At 70.3% G+C, this 14409-nt stretch carries 13 protein-coding genes; 9 read left to right on the top strand and 4 right to left on the bottom strand.

The window, feature by feature from the left end; genetic code table 11:
* Positions 1 to 41 precede the first annotated feature (41 nt).
* The 7 genes from ABFX50_RS48125 to ABFX50_RS48095 all read left to right on the top strand — a co-directional run bounded on the left by ABFX50_RS48125 (position 42) and on the right by ABFX50_RS48095 (position 7609).
* Positions 42 to 695, top strand: coding sequence for an HAD family hydrolase (locus ABFX50_RS48125; protein WP_346157415.1), 654 nt, complete (start codon positions 42 to 44; stop codon positions 693 to 695).
* A 143-nt stretch (positions 696 to 838) separates the two neighbouring features.
* Positions 839 to 1327, top strand: coding sequence for a cellulose synthase (locus tag ABFX50_RS48120; protein WP_346157412.1), 489 nt, complete (start codon positions 839 to 841; stop codon positions 1325 to 1327).
* Positions 1328 to 1643: 316 nt separating this feature from the next.
* Positions 1644 to 2642: an ABC transporter permease gene (locus tag ABFX50_RS48115; protein ID WP_346157410.1), complete on the top strand. Its 999-nt coding sequence runs from the start codon at positions 1644 to 1646 to the stop codon at positions 2640 to 2642.
* 51 nt (positions 2643 to 2693) lie between these two features.
* The gene (locus tag ABFX50_RS48110; RefSeq protein WP_346157407.1) at positions 2694 to 4478 is read left to right on the top strand and encodes an ABC transporter substrate-binding protein; all 1785 of its coding nucleotides are present in this window, start codon (positions 2694 to 2696) and stop codon (positions 4476 to 4478) included.
* Between the two features lie 79 nt (positions 4479 to 4557).
* Complete coding sequence (locus ABFX50_RS48105; RefSeq protein WP_346157404.1) at positions 4558 to 5571, top strand: ABC transporter permease; 1014 nt, start codon at positions 4558 to 4560, stop codon at positions 5569 to 5571.
* Positions 5568 to 6596 (top strand): ABC transporter ATP-binding protein, encoded by a 1029-nt coding sequence (locus ABFX50_RS48100; protein ID WP_346157402.1) that lies wholly within the window; start codon positions 5568 to 5570, stop codon positions 6594 to 6596. Before ABFX50_RS48105 ends, ABFX50_RS48100 begins: the two co-directional genes overlap by 4 nt.
* Positions 6593 to 7609, top strand: a complete 1017-nt coding sequence (locus tag ABFX50_RS48095; RefSeq protein WP_346157400.1) for an ABC transporter ATP-binding protein — start codon at positions 6593 to 6595, stop codon at positions 7607 to 7609. Before ABFX50_RS48100 ends, ABFX50_RS48095 begins: the two co-directional genes overlap by 4 nt.
* Positions 7610 to 7775: 166 nt before the next feature.
* Here ABFX50_RS48095 and ABFX50_RS48090 read toward each other — a convergent pair whose 3' ends face one another.
* The 3 genes from ABFX50_RS48090 to ABFX50_RS48080 are packed head-to-tail and all read right to left on the bottom strand — an operon-like array spanning position 7776 to position 10506.
* Positions 7776 to 8459, bottom strand: coding sequence for a response regulator (locus ABFX50_RS48090; protein ID WP_183661717.1), 684 nt, complete (start codon positions 8457 to 8459; stop codon positions 7776 to 7778).
* Positions 8459 to 9592 carry a sensor histidine kinase gene (locus ABFX50_RS48085; protein ID WP_346157395.1) on the bottom strand — a complete coding sequence of 378 codons (1134 nt, stop codon included), beginning with the start codon at positions 9590 to 9592 and terminating at the stop codon, positions 8459 to 8461. Before ABFX50_RS48085 ends, ABFX50_RS48090 begins: the two co-directional genes overlap by 1 nt.
* Positions 9593 to 9645: 53 nt before the next feature.
* On the bottom strand, positions 9646 to 10506 hold the full coding sequence (locus ABFX50_RS48080; RefSeq protein ID WP_183661713.1) for a RecB family exonuclease: 861 nt from the start codon (positions 10504 to 10506) through the stop codon (positions 9646 to 9648).
* A gap of 82 nt (positions 10507 to 10588) precedes the next feature.
* Between ABFX50_RS48080 and ABFX50_RS48075 the strand changes: the two genes are divergently transcribed.
* Together ABFX50_RS48075 and ABFX50_RS48070 are read left to right on the top strand one after the other, a co-directional pair.
* A complete protein-coding gene (locus ABFX50_RS48075) occupies positions 10589 to 11725 on the top strand; it encodes a site-2 protease family protein (RefSeq protein ID WP_312896074.1) in 1137 nt (378 codons plus the stop codon).
* 155 nt (positions 11726 to 11880) lie between these two features.
* Entirely contained in the window at positions 11881 to 13332 is a 1452-nt protein-coding gene (locus ABFX50_RS48070) for an FHA domain-containing protein (RefSeq protein WP_346157389.1), read from the top strand.
* 272 nt (positions 13333 to 13604) lie between these two features.
* Here the strand turns inward: ABFX50_RS48070 and ABFX50_RS48065 are convergent.
* Positions 13605 to 14409, bottom strand: an 805-nt coding sequence (locus ABFX50_RS48065) for a helix-turn-helix transcriptional regulator (protein WP_346157386.1), incomplete at its 5' end; no start/stop codon positions are given.

Raw genomic sequence — 14409 nt, 5'->3', positions numbered from 1 at the left:
CCTACGGTAGTAGTCCGAAATCCGATAGCTCCGGGGGGAAAGTGGACGCGGCCTTCTTCGACATGGACGGCTTGCTGGTCGACACCGAGAAGGTGTGGCTGAAGATCGAGACCGAGGTGATGAAGGTGCTCGGGGGCGTCTGGACCCCCGAGCACCAGACCCACCTCGTCGGCGGTTCCATGGAACGCACCGTCGACTACATGCTGGCCGTGTCGGGCTCCTCGGTCGCGCAGGAGGTCCTGCGCGGCTGGATGATCGACGGCATGGTGGCCGAGCTGGCCGGCGGGGTCCAGACCATGCCTGGCGCGCTCGAGCTGCTCGGCGACCTGCGCGCGGAGGGCGTCCCGATCGCCCTGGTGACCTCCTCGCTCAAGGAGATCGCCGAGTCGGTGCTGGCGGCGGTCGGCCGCGAGCACTTCGACGTGATCGTCACGGCCGACGACGTGACCCGCACCAAGCCCGACCCCGAGCCCTACCTGACCGCCGCCGCCCTCCTCGGCGTCGAGCCCGTGCGCTGCGTGGTGCTGGAGGACTCTCCCAACGGCGTGGCCGCCGGCACCGCCGCGGGGTGCGCCGTGGTCGCCGTGCCGAGCCTGCTGCCCATCGAGCCGGCCGCCGGCCGCCTGGTGGTGTCCTCGCTCACCGAGGTCGACGTGGCCCGGCTGCGCGCCCTGGTGCCTCCCGCCTCCGCGTGAGCCGTAGCGTCACCGCCCGGCCCGCGCGCCACGCCTCCACCGGAGAAACCATCCCCTAGGGGGAGATCCCTCCTCAGGGAGGAGCGGCGGCGGGCCTTTCGCGTGCCAGGATGGAGAGGTCAGCGAGACGAGGGGCGGCCGTAATGAGCGGATTCAATAGCATCGCGTGGTTGCCGTTGTGCGCAGGCGCGACGGGCGTGGGCCTGGTGTTCAGCTTCCTGTTGCTGCGCCGCAGGGGAGCGGTGGCGGCCATGCGGCTGGTGGCCTGGTCACTGCTGCCGATGGCCGCGTACCTCACCGGCGCGCTCAACGCGCTGTGGACGATCGGCTCCACCGCCGTGTCCTTCGTGACCAGCCTGGTCTTCAACCCGCTCACCTGGGCCGGCGTGGCCCTGGCTGGACTGTCGGTGGTGCTGTTCATGGTCTCGGGCGTCATCAGGGCCAGGAGGCTGTCGGCGGCCGCGCCCGCCGCGCAGGAGGCCTCGGCCGCCCCCGCCCGTCCCGCGGCCGAGAAGAAGCCGGGGCGGACGGCGCCCGCCGCAAAACCTGCCATCGCTCAGCAGAAGCCCAAGACGAACGACGATGATTTCTCCGACATCGAGGACATCCTCAAGCGGCGCGGCATCAGCTAGCGAGATACGCTGTGCAATGTCACAGTTCCGAGACCCAACCGGAACGGGCTGTAGACATTCGGACCAAGATCGATACGAATGCGTTTCGCGACAATCACAGTTGAGCCACATAGCGCGCGTGGGGACTAGTCAGCGCAGCTCAGGCCATAGATCCTGCCTCCTGGGACCGTGACGGACGGTCCCGGCAAGTACGGGCGTGAGTCCAGACCGGGCCGGTGCCTGATTGGACGACGCCGTCTAACCCAGGGGGCAGGAACAAGATGCGCACAACTATGGTCGTGCCCGCCTCCTGGAAGGTCAGGACAGAGGAGGGCGCATGACCGCACCGCTCGACGTGCCGGAGTCGGCCAGCCAGGCCGCTCCCGAAGCGGTGGTGGCCGGGAGCGACGCCAAGGCGATCGAGGGCCGCTCGCTGGGCCAGATCGCGTGGCGGCGGCTCAGGAGAGACCGCGTCGCCATGGCAGGCGCCATCGTGATCATCCTTCTCATGCTGGTGGCGATCTTCGCGCCGCTGCTGGTGAGCTGGTTCGGACACGATCCGCTGGAGTACCACGAGGAACTGACCGACATCGGCACCCAGGCCCCCATCGGTCCGTGGGGCGGCATCACCTCGGAGTTCCTGTTCGGCGTCGAGCCGGTCAACGGCCGCGACATCTTCAGCCGGGTGGTCTACGGGGCGCGCATCTCGCTGCTGATCGCCTTCCTCGCCACCCTGCTGTCGGTGGTCATCGGCACGGCCCTCGGCGTCATCGCCGGCTACTTCGGCGGCTGGGTCGACACCCTGATCGGCAGGGCGATGGACGTCTTCCTCGCCTTCCCGCTCCTGGTCTTCGCCCTCGCGCTCGCCGGAGTCGTCCCCGACCAGGCGTTCGGGCTGTCGGGCGACACGCTCCGCGTGACACTGCTGATCTTCATCATCGGATTCTTCAACTGGCCCTACCTGGGCCGCATCATCCGGGGCCAGACCCTGTCACTGCGTGAGCGTGAGTTCGTCGACGCGGCCAAGAGCCTGGGGGCCCGCGGGCCGTACATCATCTTCCGCGAGCTCCTGCCCAACCTGATCGCGCCGATCCTGATCTACGCCACGCTGCTGATCCCCTCGAACATCCTGTTCGAGGCGGCGCTGTCGTTCCTCGGCGTGGGCGTGCGCCCGCCGACCCCGACGTGGGGCGGCATGCTGTCGGACGCGGCCAGGTTCTACACGATCCCGCACTTCATGATCTTCCCGGGCCTGGCGATCTTCATCACCGTGCTTGCCTTCAACCTGTTCGGCGACGGCCTGCGAGACGCACTCGACCCGCGTGGCAACCGCTGACCTCTCTCGGACTTCCTTAACCCTGCTTCCAACCCGAAGGGGTGCGACACCTTGAGAAGAAAATCCGCTCTTACGACAGCCGCGGCCGGGCTGACCCTGGCCATGGCACTGGCAGCCTGCGCGGGCACGCCGACCCAGACCCCCGGTCAGGGCCAGAGCGCCACCGCCTCCACAGGCGCGACGGCGGGCGGCGGCGCGGACACGGCCGACGCCGCGGTCGGCAAGATCTACAACCCTTCTGACAAGAAGGGCGGCACTCTCAAGATGGCCAACACGGCCGACTGGGACAGCCTCGACCCCGGCAACACCTACTACGGCTACGCGCTCAACTTCGCCCGCCTGTACGGCCGCGCGCTGCTGATGTTCAAGGCCGCCCCCGGCGCCGACGGCAACACCCTGGTCCCCGACCTCGCCGAGAGCGTCGGCAAGGCCAGCGCCGACGCCAAGACGTGGACCTACAAGCTGCGCAAGGGCGTGAAGTTCGAGGACGGCACCGAGGTGACCTCCAAGGACGTCGCCTACGCGGTGGCGCGCCAGTTCGACAAGGAGATCCACCCGAACGGGCCGACCTACCTCAACGCGCTGCTCGACTGGCCGAAGGGTTACAAGGGCGCCTACAAGTCGAAGGACGCCGACTTCTCCTCCGCCGTCGAGACCCCGGACGACCAGACGATCATCTTCCACCTGAAGGAACCGTTCGGTCTGTTCGACTACATCATGCAGATGCCGATGACGATGCCTGTCCCCAAGGACAAGGACACCGGCACCAAGTACCAGGAGCACGTCATCTCGACGGGCCCCTACAAGTTCGAGAAGAACGAGATCGGCAAGGGCTTCACCCTGGTCCGCAACGACCAGTGGGACCCGGCCACCGACCCCAACCGCCCCGCCCTGCCCGACCGCATCGAGGTGCAGACCGGCGTCAACGCCGACGACGTCGACAACCGGCTGATCTCCGGTGACGTCCACATCGCCGTCGACGGCCTCGGCATCGGCAACGCCGCCCTGCCGAAGGTCCTGCCGGACCCGGCGCTGAAGGCCCGCACCGACAACCCGGTCCAGCAGCGCACCTGGTACACCTCGATCATCCCCGACGTCGCCCCGCTGGACAACGTCGACTGCCGCAGGGCCATCGCCTTCGCCGCCGACCGCAACAGCCTCTACCGCGCCTACGGCGGCGAGACCGGCGGCGTCATCACCACCTCGCTGATCCCTCCGTCGATGGCCGGTTACAAGCCGATCGACCTGTACAAGTCCGAGGGCGACAAGGGCGACGTGGAGAAGGCCAAGGCGGCCCTCGCCAAGTGCGGCCAGCCCAACGGCTTCGAGACCAACATCGCCTACCGCACCGAGCGGACCAAGGAGAAGGCCGCTGCCGAGTCGCTGCAGCAGTCGCTGGCCCGCGTCGGCATCAAGCTGACGCTCAAGCCGTACCCGCAGGACGACTACTTCGCCCTGTACGCCGGCAAGCCCTCCTACGTCAAGGAGAACAAGATCGGCCTGGCCATCAACGGCTGGGGCTCGGACTACCCCGACACCTACGGCTTCATGCAGGCCATCACCGACAGCCGGGACATCCGCGACGCCGGTAACTACAACCTCAGCGTCAAGATTCCCGAGGTCGACAAGATGATCGACCAGATCAAGGCCGAGCCCGACGCCGCCAAGCGCGCCGACATGTGGTCGCAGATCGATCACATGGTCATCGACCAGGCCGTCGTCATGCCCAGCGTGGCCAGCAAGGCGCTGTACATGCGCGGCAAGGGCCTGACCAACCTGTTCATCAGCGACTCTCAGCAGATGTACGACTACGTCGGCGTGGGCGTCCAGCAGTAAGTCGATCCACACCTAGATAGGCGGGTGAAGGCAGAGGTCCCCGGTCGGCACAACCGGCCGGGGACCGGAGCCGGGCACTGTGGTCACATACATCATCAGGCGCGTGATCGGCGCTTTGGCGATGCTGCTCATCGTCAGCATCGTCACCTTCGCGATCTTCTTCTTGGTGCCACGTCTGGCCGGCGCCACCCCTGAGGCGTTCGCCGCCCGATACGTCGGCCGCGGTGCCAGCATGGACACCATCAGGCTGGTAGCCGAACGGCTCGGGTTCTACGATCCCGTGGCGGTGCAGTACGGGCGCTTCCTGAAGGGAATCGTGGCGGGAACGGAGTACGACACCGGCGCGGGCGTGGAGCACTGCCCGGCGCCCTGCTTCGGCTACTCCTTCATCACCCAGCAGCCCGTGTGGCCCAACCTGATGGACCGCTCGCGCGTGACGCTGTCGCTGGGTCTCGGCGCGGCCGTGCTGTGGCTGGTCGGCGGCGTGGCGACCGGCGTGCTGTCGGCGCTGCGGCGCGGCAGCTTCTTCGACAGGTCCGCCATGGGCATCGCCCTGGCCGGAGTGTCGCTGCCGATCTTCTTCACCGGCATGATCTCCCTGTCCATCTTCAGCTACGGCCTCGGCTGGACCGCCCCCGGCGGCGCGTGGGTGGACGTCACCATCGATCCGCTGCAGTGGGCCTACAACCTGCTCCTGCCATGGATCACCCTGGCCCTGCTGTTCGCCGCCACCTACGCCAGGCTCACCCGAGCGGGCATGCTGGAGACGATGGGCGAGGACTACATCCGCACCGCCCGGGCCAAGGGACTGGTCGAGCGCGGCGTCGTGGTCAAGCACGGGCTGCGCGCCGCCCTGACCCCCATCGTCACCGTCTTCGGCCTCGACTTCGGCCTGCTCATGGGCGGCGCCGTCCTCACCGAGTCGACGTTCTCACTGAACGGCCTCGGAAAGTACGCCGTCGACGCCATCAAGAACAACGACCTGCCCGCCGTCATGGGCGTCACGCTGCTCGCCGCGCTGTTCGTGGTGGTGGCCAACCTGGTCGTGGACCTCCTCTACGCTGTGGTCGACCCGAGAGTGAGGCTCGCATGACCGCTTTCCTCGACGTCAAGGACCTGCGCATCCACTTCCCGACCGACGACGGACTGGTCAGGTCCGTCGACGGCCTGACGTTCTCGCTCGAACGCGGCAGGACGCTCGGCATCGTCGGCGAGTCGGGCTCCGGCAAGAGCGTCACCAGCCTCGGCATCCTCGGCCTGCACAAGGGCGGCAGGGCACGGATGTCAGGCGAGATCTGGCTCGACGGCGAGGAGCTCATCGGCGCCTCGGCCGACCACGTGCGGCGCCTGCGCGGCAAGAAGATGGCGATGATCTTCCAGGATCCGCTGTCGGCCATGCACCCCTACTACACGGTCGGCGACCAGATCATCGAGGCCTACCGCATCCACCACGACGTCACCAAGAAGGTGGCGCGCAAGCACGCGATCGACATGCTGGGCAGGGTCGGCATCCCCGAGCCCACCAGGCGCGTCGACGACTACCCGCACCAGTTCTCCGGCGGCATGCGCCAGCGCGCCATGATCGCCATGGCCCTGTCGTGCGACCCCGAGCTGCTCATCGCCGACGAGCCCACCACCGCGCTCGACGTCACGGTCCAGGCGCAGATCCTCGACCTGATGCGCGACCTGCAGCGCGAGTTCAACTCCGCGCTGATCATCATCACCCACGACCTCGGCGTGGTGGCCGAGCTGTCGGACGACATCCTGGTGATGTACGGCGGCAAGTGCGTCGAGTACGGCGCCGCGGAGACGGTGTTCTACGACCCCGAACACCCCTACACCTGGGGCCTGCTCGGCTCGATGCCGCGTCTCGACAGAGAGCGCACCGAGCGGCTGCTGCCCATCAAGGGATCACCCCCCTCCCTCATCAACGTCCCGCCGGGCTGCGCCTTCCACCCCCGCTGCCCCTACGCCGAGCGCACCGAGGGACGGGCCGAAACCGAGGTTCCCGAGCTGCTCAAGACGAGCCCAGGCCACCTCGTCAGGTGCCACATGGCCCCTGAGGAGCGCAGGCAGCTGTGGGAGAGCGAGATCAAGCCGATGCTGGAGACCACATGAGCGAGACGCTGCTGTCCGTGCAGGACCTGCGCATGCACTTCCCCATCCACAAGGGGCTGCTGAGGCGGCAGGTCGGCGCGGTCAAGGCGGTCGACGGGATCGACTTCGAGGTGCTCAAGGGCGAGACCCTCGGCCTGGTCGGCGAGTCCGGCTGCGGCAAGTCCACCACCGGACGGCTGGTGACCAGGCTCCTCGAGCCCACCGGCGGCAAGATCGTCTTCGAGGGCCAGGACATCACCCACATGCCGCAGGGACGGCTGCGCCCGCTCCGTCGCGACATGCAGATGATCTTCCAGGACCCCTACTCCTCGCTCAACCCCCGTCACACGGTCGGCGCCATCGTCGGCGCGCCGTTCCGCATCCAGGGGATCAAGACCGAGCAGGGCACCAAGAAGGCCGTCCAGGACATCCTGGAGCTGGTCGGGCTCAACCCCGAGCACTACAACCGCTACCCGCACGAGTTCTCCGGCGGGCAGCGCCAGCGCATCGGCATCGCCCGCACCCTGGCGCTGAAGCCGAAGCTCATCATCGCCGACGAGCCCGTCTCGGCGCTCGACGTCTCCATCCAGGCGCAGGTGGTCAACCTGCTGGAGGACCTGCAGAACGAGCTCGACCTCACCTATGTGGTGATCGCGCACGACCTGTCGGTGGTGCGGCACATCAGCGACAGGGTCGCGGTCATGTACCTCGGCAAGATCGTCGAGATCGCCGACCGCAAGTCGCTCTACACCTCGCCGATGCACCCCTACACCAACGCGCTGCTGTCGGCGGTGCCGGTGCCCGACCCGAAGGTCCGCACCGAACGCGAGCGCATCCGGCTGCAGGGCGACGTCCCGAGCCCGATCAACCCGCCGCCGGCCTGCCGCTTCCACACCAGGTGCTGGAAGGCCCAGGAGATCTGCAAGACGGTCGAACCGCCCCTCGAGCAGCTGGCCAGCGGGCACCGCGTCGCCTGTCACTTCCCCGAGAACGCGCCCACCGTCACCCCCGCGCCCGAGACCATCACCGCCTGACCCGCGGCGCGCCAGGGCCGGGGTGGCCTCGATCCGTACCGCACAGCCGGCTCGAGCCCACCCCGGCCACGGGGCGGCCCCCACCTCGTGGGTGAAGCCTCATGGGTGAAGTTTGTGCGCCCCCGCAGGATGAGCTGCCGTCGATCGTGGTGCCCGCCGGGACGGCTCAGGAGAGGGCGCCGGGGGTGCTGAGCCCGCTCTCGTAGGCCAGGACGACCGCCTGGACGCGGTCGCGCAGGCCCAGCTTGGTCAGCACGTTGCCGACGTGCGTCTTGACCGTCGTCTCGCTCACCACCAGCTTGGCCGCGATCTCCGCGTTGGACATCCCCTTGGCGATCAGCTTGAGCACCTCGAGCTCGCGCTCGGTCAGCCTGTCGAGCCGCGCAGGGGTCGTCTGCTGGTAGGCCGAGGGCAGCTTGGCCGCGAACCTGTCGAGCAGCCGCCTGGTGACGCTGGGCGCCACGATCGCGTCGCCCGCCGCCACCACCCTGATCGCCTGCACCAGCTCGTCAGGCGGCACGTCCTTCAGCAGGAAGCCCGAAGCCCCCGAGCGCAGCGCCTCGACGATGTACTCGTCGAGGTCGAACGTGGTCAGCACCAGCACCTTCGGCACGTGCGCGCCCGCCGCGGCCTCGCGCACGATCCTGCGCGTCGCCTCGATCCCGTCGACGCCCGGCATCCTGATGTCCATCAGGATCACGTCCGGCAGCAGCGCCCGCGCCTGTTCGAGCGCGCCCTTCCCGTCACCCGCCTGGCCCACCACCGCGATGTCGGGCTCGGCCTCGAGGATCAGGCGGAACCCCGTGCGCAGCAGTGGCTGGTCGTCCACCAGCAGCACCCTGATCGTCATCATCCGTCCTTCAGCGGGAAAGTCGCCCGCACCTCGAAACCGCCCCCAGTGCGCGGACCGACCCTCAGAATTCCACCATAGAGGGCCACTCTCTCGCGAATCCCGACCAATCCGTGCCCCGTCCTGTCGGCCTGCTCGGCGCTCGACCCCTTGCCGTCGTCCTCCACGAGAAGGGTGAGCTCGCGGGGCGCCTGCCGTACCGAGACCCTGGCGCGGGCGCCGGGGCCCGCGTGGCGCAGGCTGTTGGTCAACCCCTCCTGGACCAGGCGGTAGGCGGCCAGGTCGAGGCCCGCCGGCACCGCGCTCGCGCCCTCGACCTCCAGCTCGATCGGCAGGCCCGCCTCGCGCATCTGATCGACCAGCGCGGGCAGGTCGCGCAGACCGGGCTGCGGGCCGCGCTCGGGAGGACCCGAGGGGGAGTCGGTGCGCAGCACGCCGACGATGTTGCGCATCTCGTTCATCGCCATCCTGCCGGTCTCCTCGATCGCCGTCAGCGCCTCGCCGGCCAGATCGGGATTTGCCGTCAGCACCTTCCTGGCCGCCGCGGCCTGCACGGTCATCACGCTCACGTGATGAGCCACCACGTCGTGCAGCTCCCTGGCGATGCGGGAGCGCTCCTCTGCCCTGGCCGCGCGCGTGTCGGCGTCCCTCGCCCGCTCCAGCCTGGCGGCGCGGTCCTTCAGCTCCTCGAGGTAGGCCCGGCGCAGCCGTACGCTCCTGCCGGTTCCCCACACGGCCACGCCCACCAGCGTCGTCAGCGCGTGGGAGGTCCACATCATCGACGAGGCCGACAGAGAGGCGGAGGTGAAGTACCCGATGGTCGCCACCGACAGCCCTGCCAGCGCGATCGCCAGCCCCCTGTGCGCGGCCACCGTGTAGAGCAGGATCAGCCCAGCGAGGCCGGCCAGGCCTGGATCGCTGTCGAGCGCGCCGAGCAGCACGATGGGCAGCTGCGCGAGACAGAGCGCCGCCAGCGGCCTGCGCCTGCGCGCGGCCGCCGGCGCGCACGCCAGCACGAGCAGCGCGGCCTCACCCGGGCCGCCGTGACCGCCGGCGGCCGACAGCGCCACCGAGGCAGCGGCCAGGGCCGCGGCGAAGAGCGAGTCGCGGAGCAAGGCTCGGTCGGTGCGCACCGCTTCAATGTATGACCAGGTGAGAGCGGGAATCCTCCTCCTTTGGGAGGACTTCAGAGCTCGTCCGTGGCCGTCCGCCTGCTGCTTCTGACCGTGTCGCCCGGCTGCCTGGCGGGCACCGGCGGGGGAGTGCCGCCGTACTCGGGGCACAGCGCCTGGTGATCGCACCAGTCGCACAGCCTGGACGGCCTGGCCCGCCACTCGCCCGTCTCCAGCGCGCGCTCGATCGCCGCCCACAGCGCCTGCACCTTGCGCTCGGTGGCCCGAAGGTCGGCCTCGTCGGGCGCGTAGCGCAGCACCTCGCCGCCGCCGCCCAGGTAGACCAGCTGCAGCAGCCTCGGGATCGCCCCGCGCAGCCGCCACAGCACCAGGGCGTAGAACTTCATCTGGAACAGCGCCTTGGCCTCGAAGTCGGGCCCGGGCGCGCTGCCGGTCTTGTAGTCGACCACCCTGACCTCGCCGCTGGGCGCCACGTCGAGCCTGTCGATGTAGCCGCGCAGCATCAGGCCGCTGTCGAGGACCGCCTCCACGTAGAGCTCGCGCTCTGCGGGCTCCAGCCGGGTCGGATCCTCCAGCGTGAAGTAACGTTCGAGCATCGAACGGGCCTGCCCCAGCCATTCGCGCTGCTCGGCCTCGTCGGCGAACATCTGCGCGTAGGCGGGCTCCTCGCCGAGCAGCCTGTCCCACTGCGGCTCGAGCAGCTCGAGCGCCGCCTCGACCGAACGCCGGGGCGCGGGCAGGTCGTAGAGCCGCTCCAGCACCGCGTGGACCACCGTGCCGCGCACCGCCGCCGCCGACGGCTTCTCGGGAATCCTGTCGATCACGCGGAAGCGGTAGAGCAGCGGGCACGTCATGAAGTCACCCGCCCGCGAAGGGGAGAGGGCCCCGATGATCACGGGTTCGGTCAACGTCATGCACCGCACTGTAGGTCAAGGCGCCGACAGAATGGGCACGCCGAGTAGCATCAAGGCAGTCCCCTGGACGAAGGAGTGATGGGTGAGCACCGAGAGTCCGCGTCAGGAGTTCTCCGGTATCCGGATGGGCAGGCCCTTCGGGATCCCTGTCTACGTGTCGTGGACCTGGTTCATCGTGGCGGCCATCATCACGTTCATGTTCAGCGACCAGGTTCGCGGTCAGCTGCCCGAGCTGTCGGAGCCGGCCGTCTACGGCGTCGCCTTCGCCTATGCCGTGCTGCTCTACGTGTCCGTGCTGCTGCACGAGCTGGCCCACAGCGTCCTGGCCAAGATGTACGGCCTGCCGGTGCGGCGCATCACCCTCTACCTCCTCGGCGGCGTCTCGGAGATCGAGAAGGAGCCGCAGACGCCCGGCCGCGAGTTCATGGTGGCCGCGGTGGGCCCGCTGGTCTCGCTCCTTCTGGCCGGCATCGGCCTGGTGGCCGACCTTTTCCTGGTCGACGGCGGCGGCATCCCCGAGATGATGGTCTGGTGGCTGTGGGTGGCCAACCTCATCGTCGGCCTGTTCAACCTGCTGCCGGGCCTTCCGCTCGACGGCGGCCGCATGCTGAGGGCGGGCGTGTGGAAGGCGACCCGCAGCCCCGGCACCGGCACCATCGCCGCGGCGTGGGCAGGCAGGGTGCTCGGCGCCGTGCTCATCGTCGGCCCGCTGCTGCTCTACTGGTTCGGCGGCCAGCCCCAGCAGGAGCTGAGCCTGCTGTGGGGAGCGGTCCTCGGCGCCTTCATCTGGTTCGGCGCCACCCAGTCGCTGCGCGTGGCCCGCGTGCGCGCCAGGCTCCCGCAGGCCAACGCCCGCGCCCTGGCCCGCCGCGCCATCCCCGTCACCGCCGAGACCCCGTTGTCGGAGGCGCTGCGCAAGGCGGCCGAGGCCCACGCGGGCGCCATGGTGGTCGTCGACCACGACGGACGCCCGCTCGCCATCGTCAACGAGGCCGCCGTCCAGGCCACCCCCGAGCACCGCAGGCCGTGGGTCAACGCCGGCTCGCTGTCGCGCGCGCTCGAGCCCTCCATGGTGCTGCCCGCCGACCTGGTGGGCGAGTCGCTGATCGACGCCATGCGCGACGCGCCGTCGGGCGAGTACCTGCTGGTCGAAAAGGGCGGCGAGGTCTACGGCGTGCTGGCCACCGCCGACGTCAACAGGGTCTTCAGCGGCGTCTGACGACTCGTCTAAACGGCCTCCTCGGGCTAATGTTCTGACCACTGATCAGGTACCAAGGTTTCGAGGCGAGCGGCTCAGGCCGATACTGTTCCTCCAGGTCTGGGTATGCGTATGGCTGGCGGTTGACCGGCGTTTTCCATGGAGGGGAGAGTTCTGTGGCTGAGCAGGGCTTCGGGGTGGTGCGTCCGCTGCCGGGCAACGGGCTGGTCGCCCACATGGGCGGGCTGCTGCTGGTCTGCGACACGGCCGAAGGCACGGGCGGAGAGCTGCTCGAGACGCTGCGCGAGAGCGCCGAGTCAGGGGCGGACGGCCTCGCGCTGGCCCGCCGCGCCGCCCAGGTGCTGTTCCGCTCGATGTCGGGCGAGCCCGTGGCCTGCGCCGTCGCAGGGCCCGCCGCTGGAGGCATGGCCGTGCTGGTCAGCGGCTCCGCCTCGGCCGTGGTCGTCACCGACGACGGCGAGACCCGGCTGTCCGGCCGCGACTCCCTGACCTGGACCGACCGCCTCATCCCCGGCCCCGTGCAGCGGGTCGAGCTGCGCCTGCCCGACGCGGGAGAGGCCCACCCCGTCGTCCGCCTCGACGCCGGCGTGGTCCTCGGCGGCGGCGTCCACGGCGAGGTCGACGAGAACGCGCAGCCGCCCGCCAGGCCCCAGGTCAGGCCACTGGAGACCAGCGAGCTGCCCGCCACGGGCCTCCACTTCGAGCCCGACCTGCTCCCCGGGCCGCCGAGGCAGGACCCGTCCAGGCACGAGCCGTCCAGGCACGAGCCCTCGGGGCCCGAGCCGTCCAGGCAGGATGCTCACCAGCCGGTCCACGAGCAGCCCCCGCCGCCCCCGCCCGCGCATTCGACCCCGCCGCCCATGGCCCCCTACCCGATGGGCGCGCCCTCAGGTCCGCAGGCGCCGTTCGGTCAGCCGCCGATGCCCGAGCCGCATCCCGAGCCCGCCCCGCCGATGCACCAGGGCCCGCCGCCCATGCAGGGCCCGCCCGGTCCCCACTCCGGTCCGATGCCGCCGCTCGGCCCGCCCCAAGGCCCGATGCCGCCCGCGGGACCGCCCTCCTACGACGAGCACCCCGACTTCGGGCCGCCGCCGCAGGAGCAGCAGGGCGAGCAGCAGACCGACGCCGACGGCAGGCCGATGGTCTTCGGCGTCGACTGCAAGAACGACCACTTCAACGACCCCCGCTCGCCGTACTGCGTGATCTGCGGGATCGAGCTCGTGCAGCGCACGCTGGTGCCGTACAAGGGGCCGCGCCCCTCGCTCGGCGCGCTGCTGCTCGACGACGGCACCTCGCTGCCCCTCGACAGCGACTACCTGCTGGGCCGCGACCCCGAGCGCGCCCCCGAGGTGGCGGGCGGCAACGCCAGGCCCGCCAAGGTCACCAGCCCCGACGGCTCGGTCTCCCGCCGCCACCTGCGGGTCGCCCTGGAGGGCTGGGACGTCAACCTGGTCGACCTCGGCTCGGTCAACGGCACCCAGATTCAGCCGCCGGGTGACCCCAACTTCTACGACATCCCGCCGAACGAGCCCGTCACGATCGCGCCAGGAACGACGGTCCGCATCGGCGTCTCCCGCACGATGCGCTACGAATCCCACCGCAACTGACGGCCTGCGACTGACGGCTTGGACCTGGCGGCCTGAACCTGGCGGCTTGGAACTGACAGCTTGGAACTGACAGCCGCCCGCTGACCCCGGCGCGCGCCGCCCGCAGGCGCGCGCCCGGCTTCCCGCCGCTCCGCGCCTTCCTCGTCGGTTCGCCCGCCTTCGTCGGCGCGCGTCCGCACCCTTCGGCGCGCCCGCATCCTTGACGCTCCGGGTCCTTCGTGTGGCCGCGCATGGTTTCCGCGGGCCTGGGCCGGCGGGCGGTGACGGGGCGGTCAGTGGAAGCGGTTCAGGGCCTTGGCCAGCTCGACGGGGCTGTTCACCCCCAGCTTCCAGTAGGCCTGGTTGCGATGGTTCATCGCCGTTCGCATCGCGATGCCCAGGCGCTGGGCGATCTCCCTGTGCGAGTGCCCCGCCGCCGTCAGCTGCGCCACCTGCAGCTCCCTGTCGGTCAGGTCGGGCGCCGCCAGGCCGCGCAGCGCCGGAGTGTCCGGGCCTTGGCACGCTCCAGCCAGCGACCACGCCTCCGTCGTCGCCGCCCTGGCCGCCTTCTCGCCCCTGGTGCGACGCAGCACCGCGGCGGCATGGGCGGCGGCCTCGGCGGCGTGCAGGCGCATCCCCAGGGCGTCGAAGCCCTCCGCCACGCCCAGCAACCCCTCGGGGTCGCCGCCCGCCAGCGCCGCCGCGTGCCGTGCCGCCAGCCGTACGCGCGGACCCTCGTGCGAGGAGGCCAGCTCCGTCAGCCTGGCGAGCGCGGCGGCGGGGGCGCCGAGCCGTACCACGTCGTGGAGGGCGACGGCCTCGAAGGCGGCCAGTCCGCTCTCACGGCAGTCGGCGGCGGCCGCGAGCGCCAGCTCGACGGCCCTGTCGGTCTCGCCCTCCGCGGCTGCGACCCACACGCGGGTGAGGGCGACCCAGCGCATGAAGGCGGTCCAGGTGGCGCGGTTGCGGGCCAGCGCCGCCCGGAGGGTGTCGCGGGCGGCGGACGCCTCGCCGCGCAGCGCCTGGGTGGCGGCGTAGGCGGCCATGCAGCCGCCCACGGTCAGCGCCGTCTCGTGGTTGGCGGGCGCGTGCAGGACC

It is taken from the genome of Nonomuraea recticatena (assembly GCF_039533245.1).
Classification (GTDB): Bacteria; Actinomycetota; Actinomycetes; order Streptosporangiales; family Streptosporangiaceae; genus Nonomuraea; species Nonomuraea roseola.
Note: the sequence above shows the minus strand (reverse complement) of the source record. Positions and strands in the feature narration are given on the sequence as shown.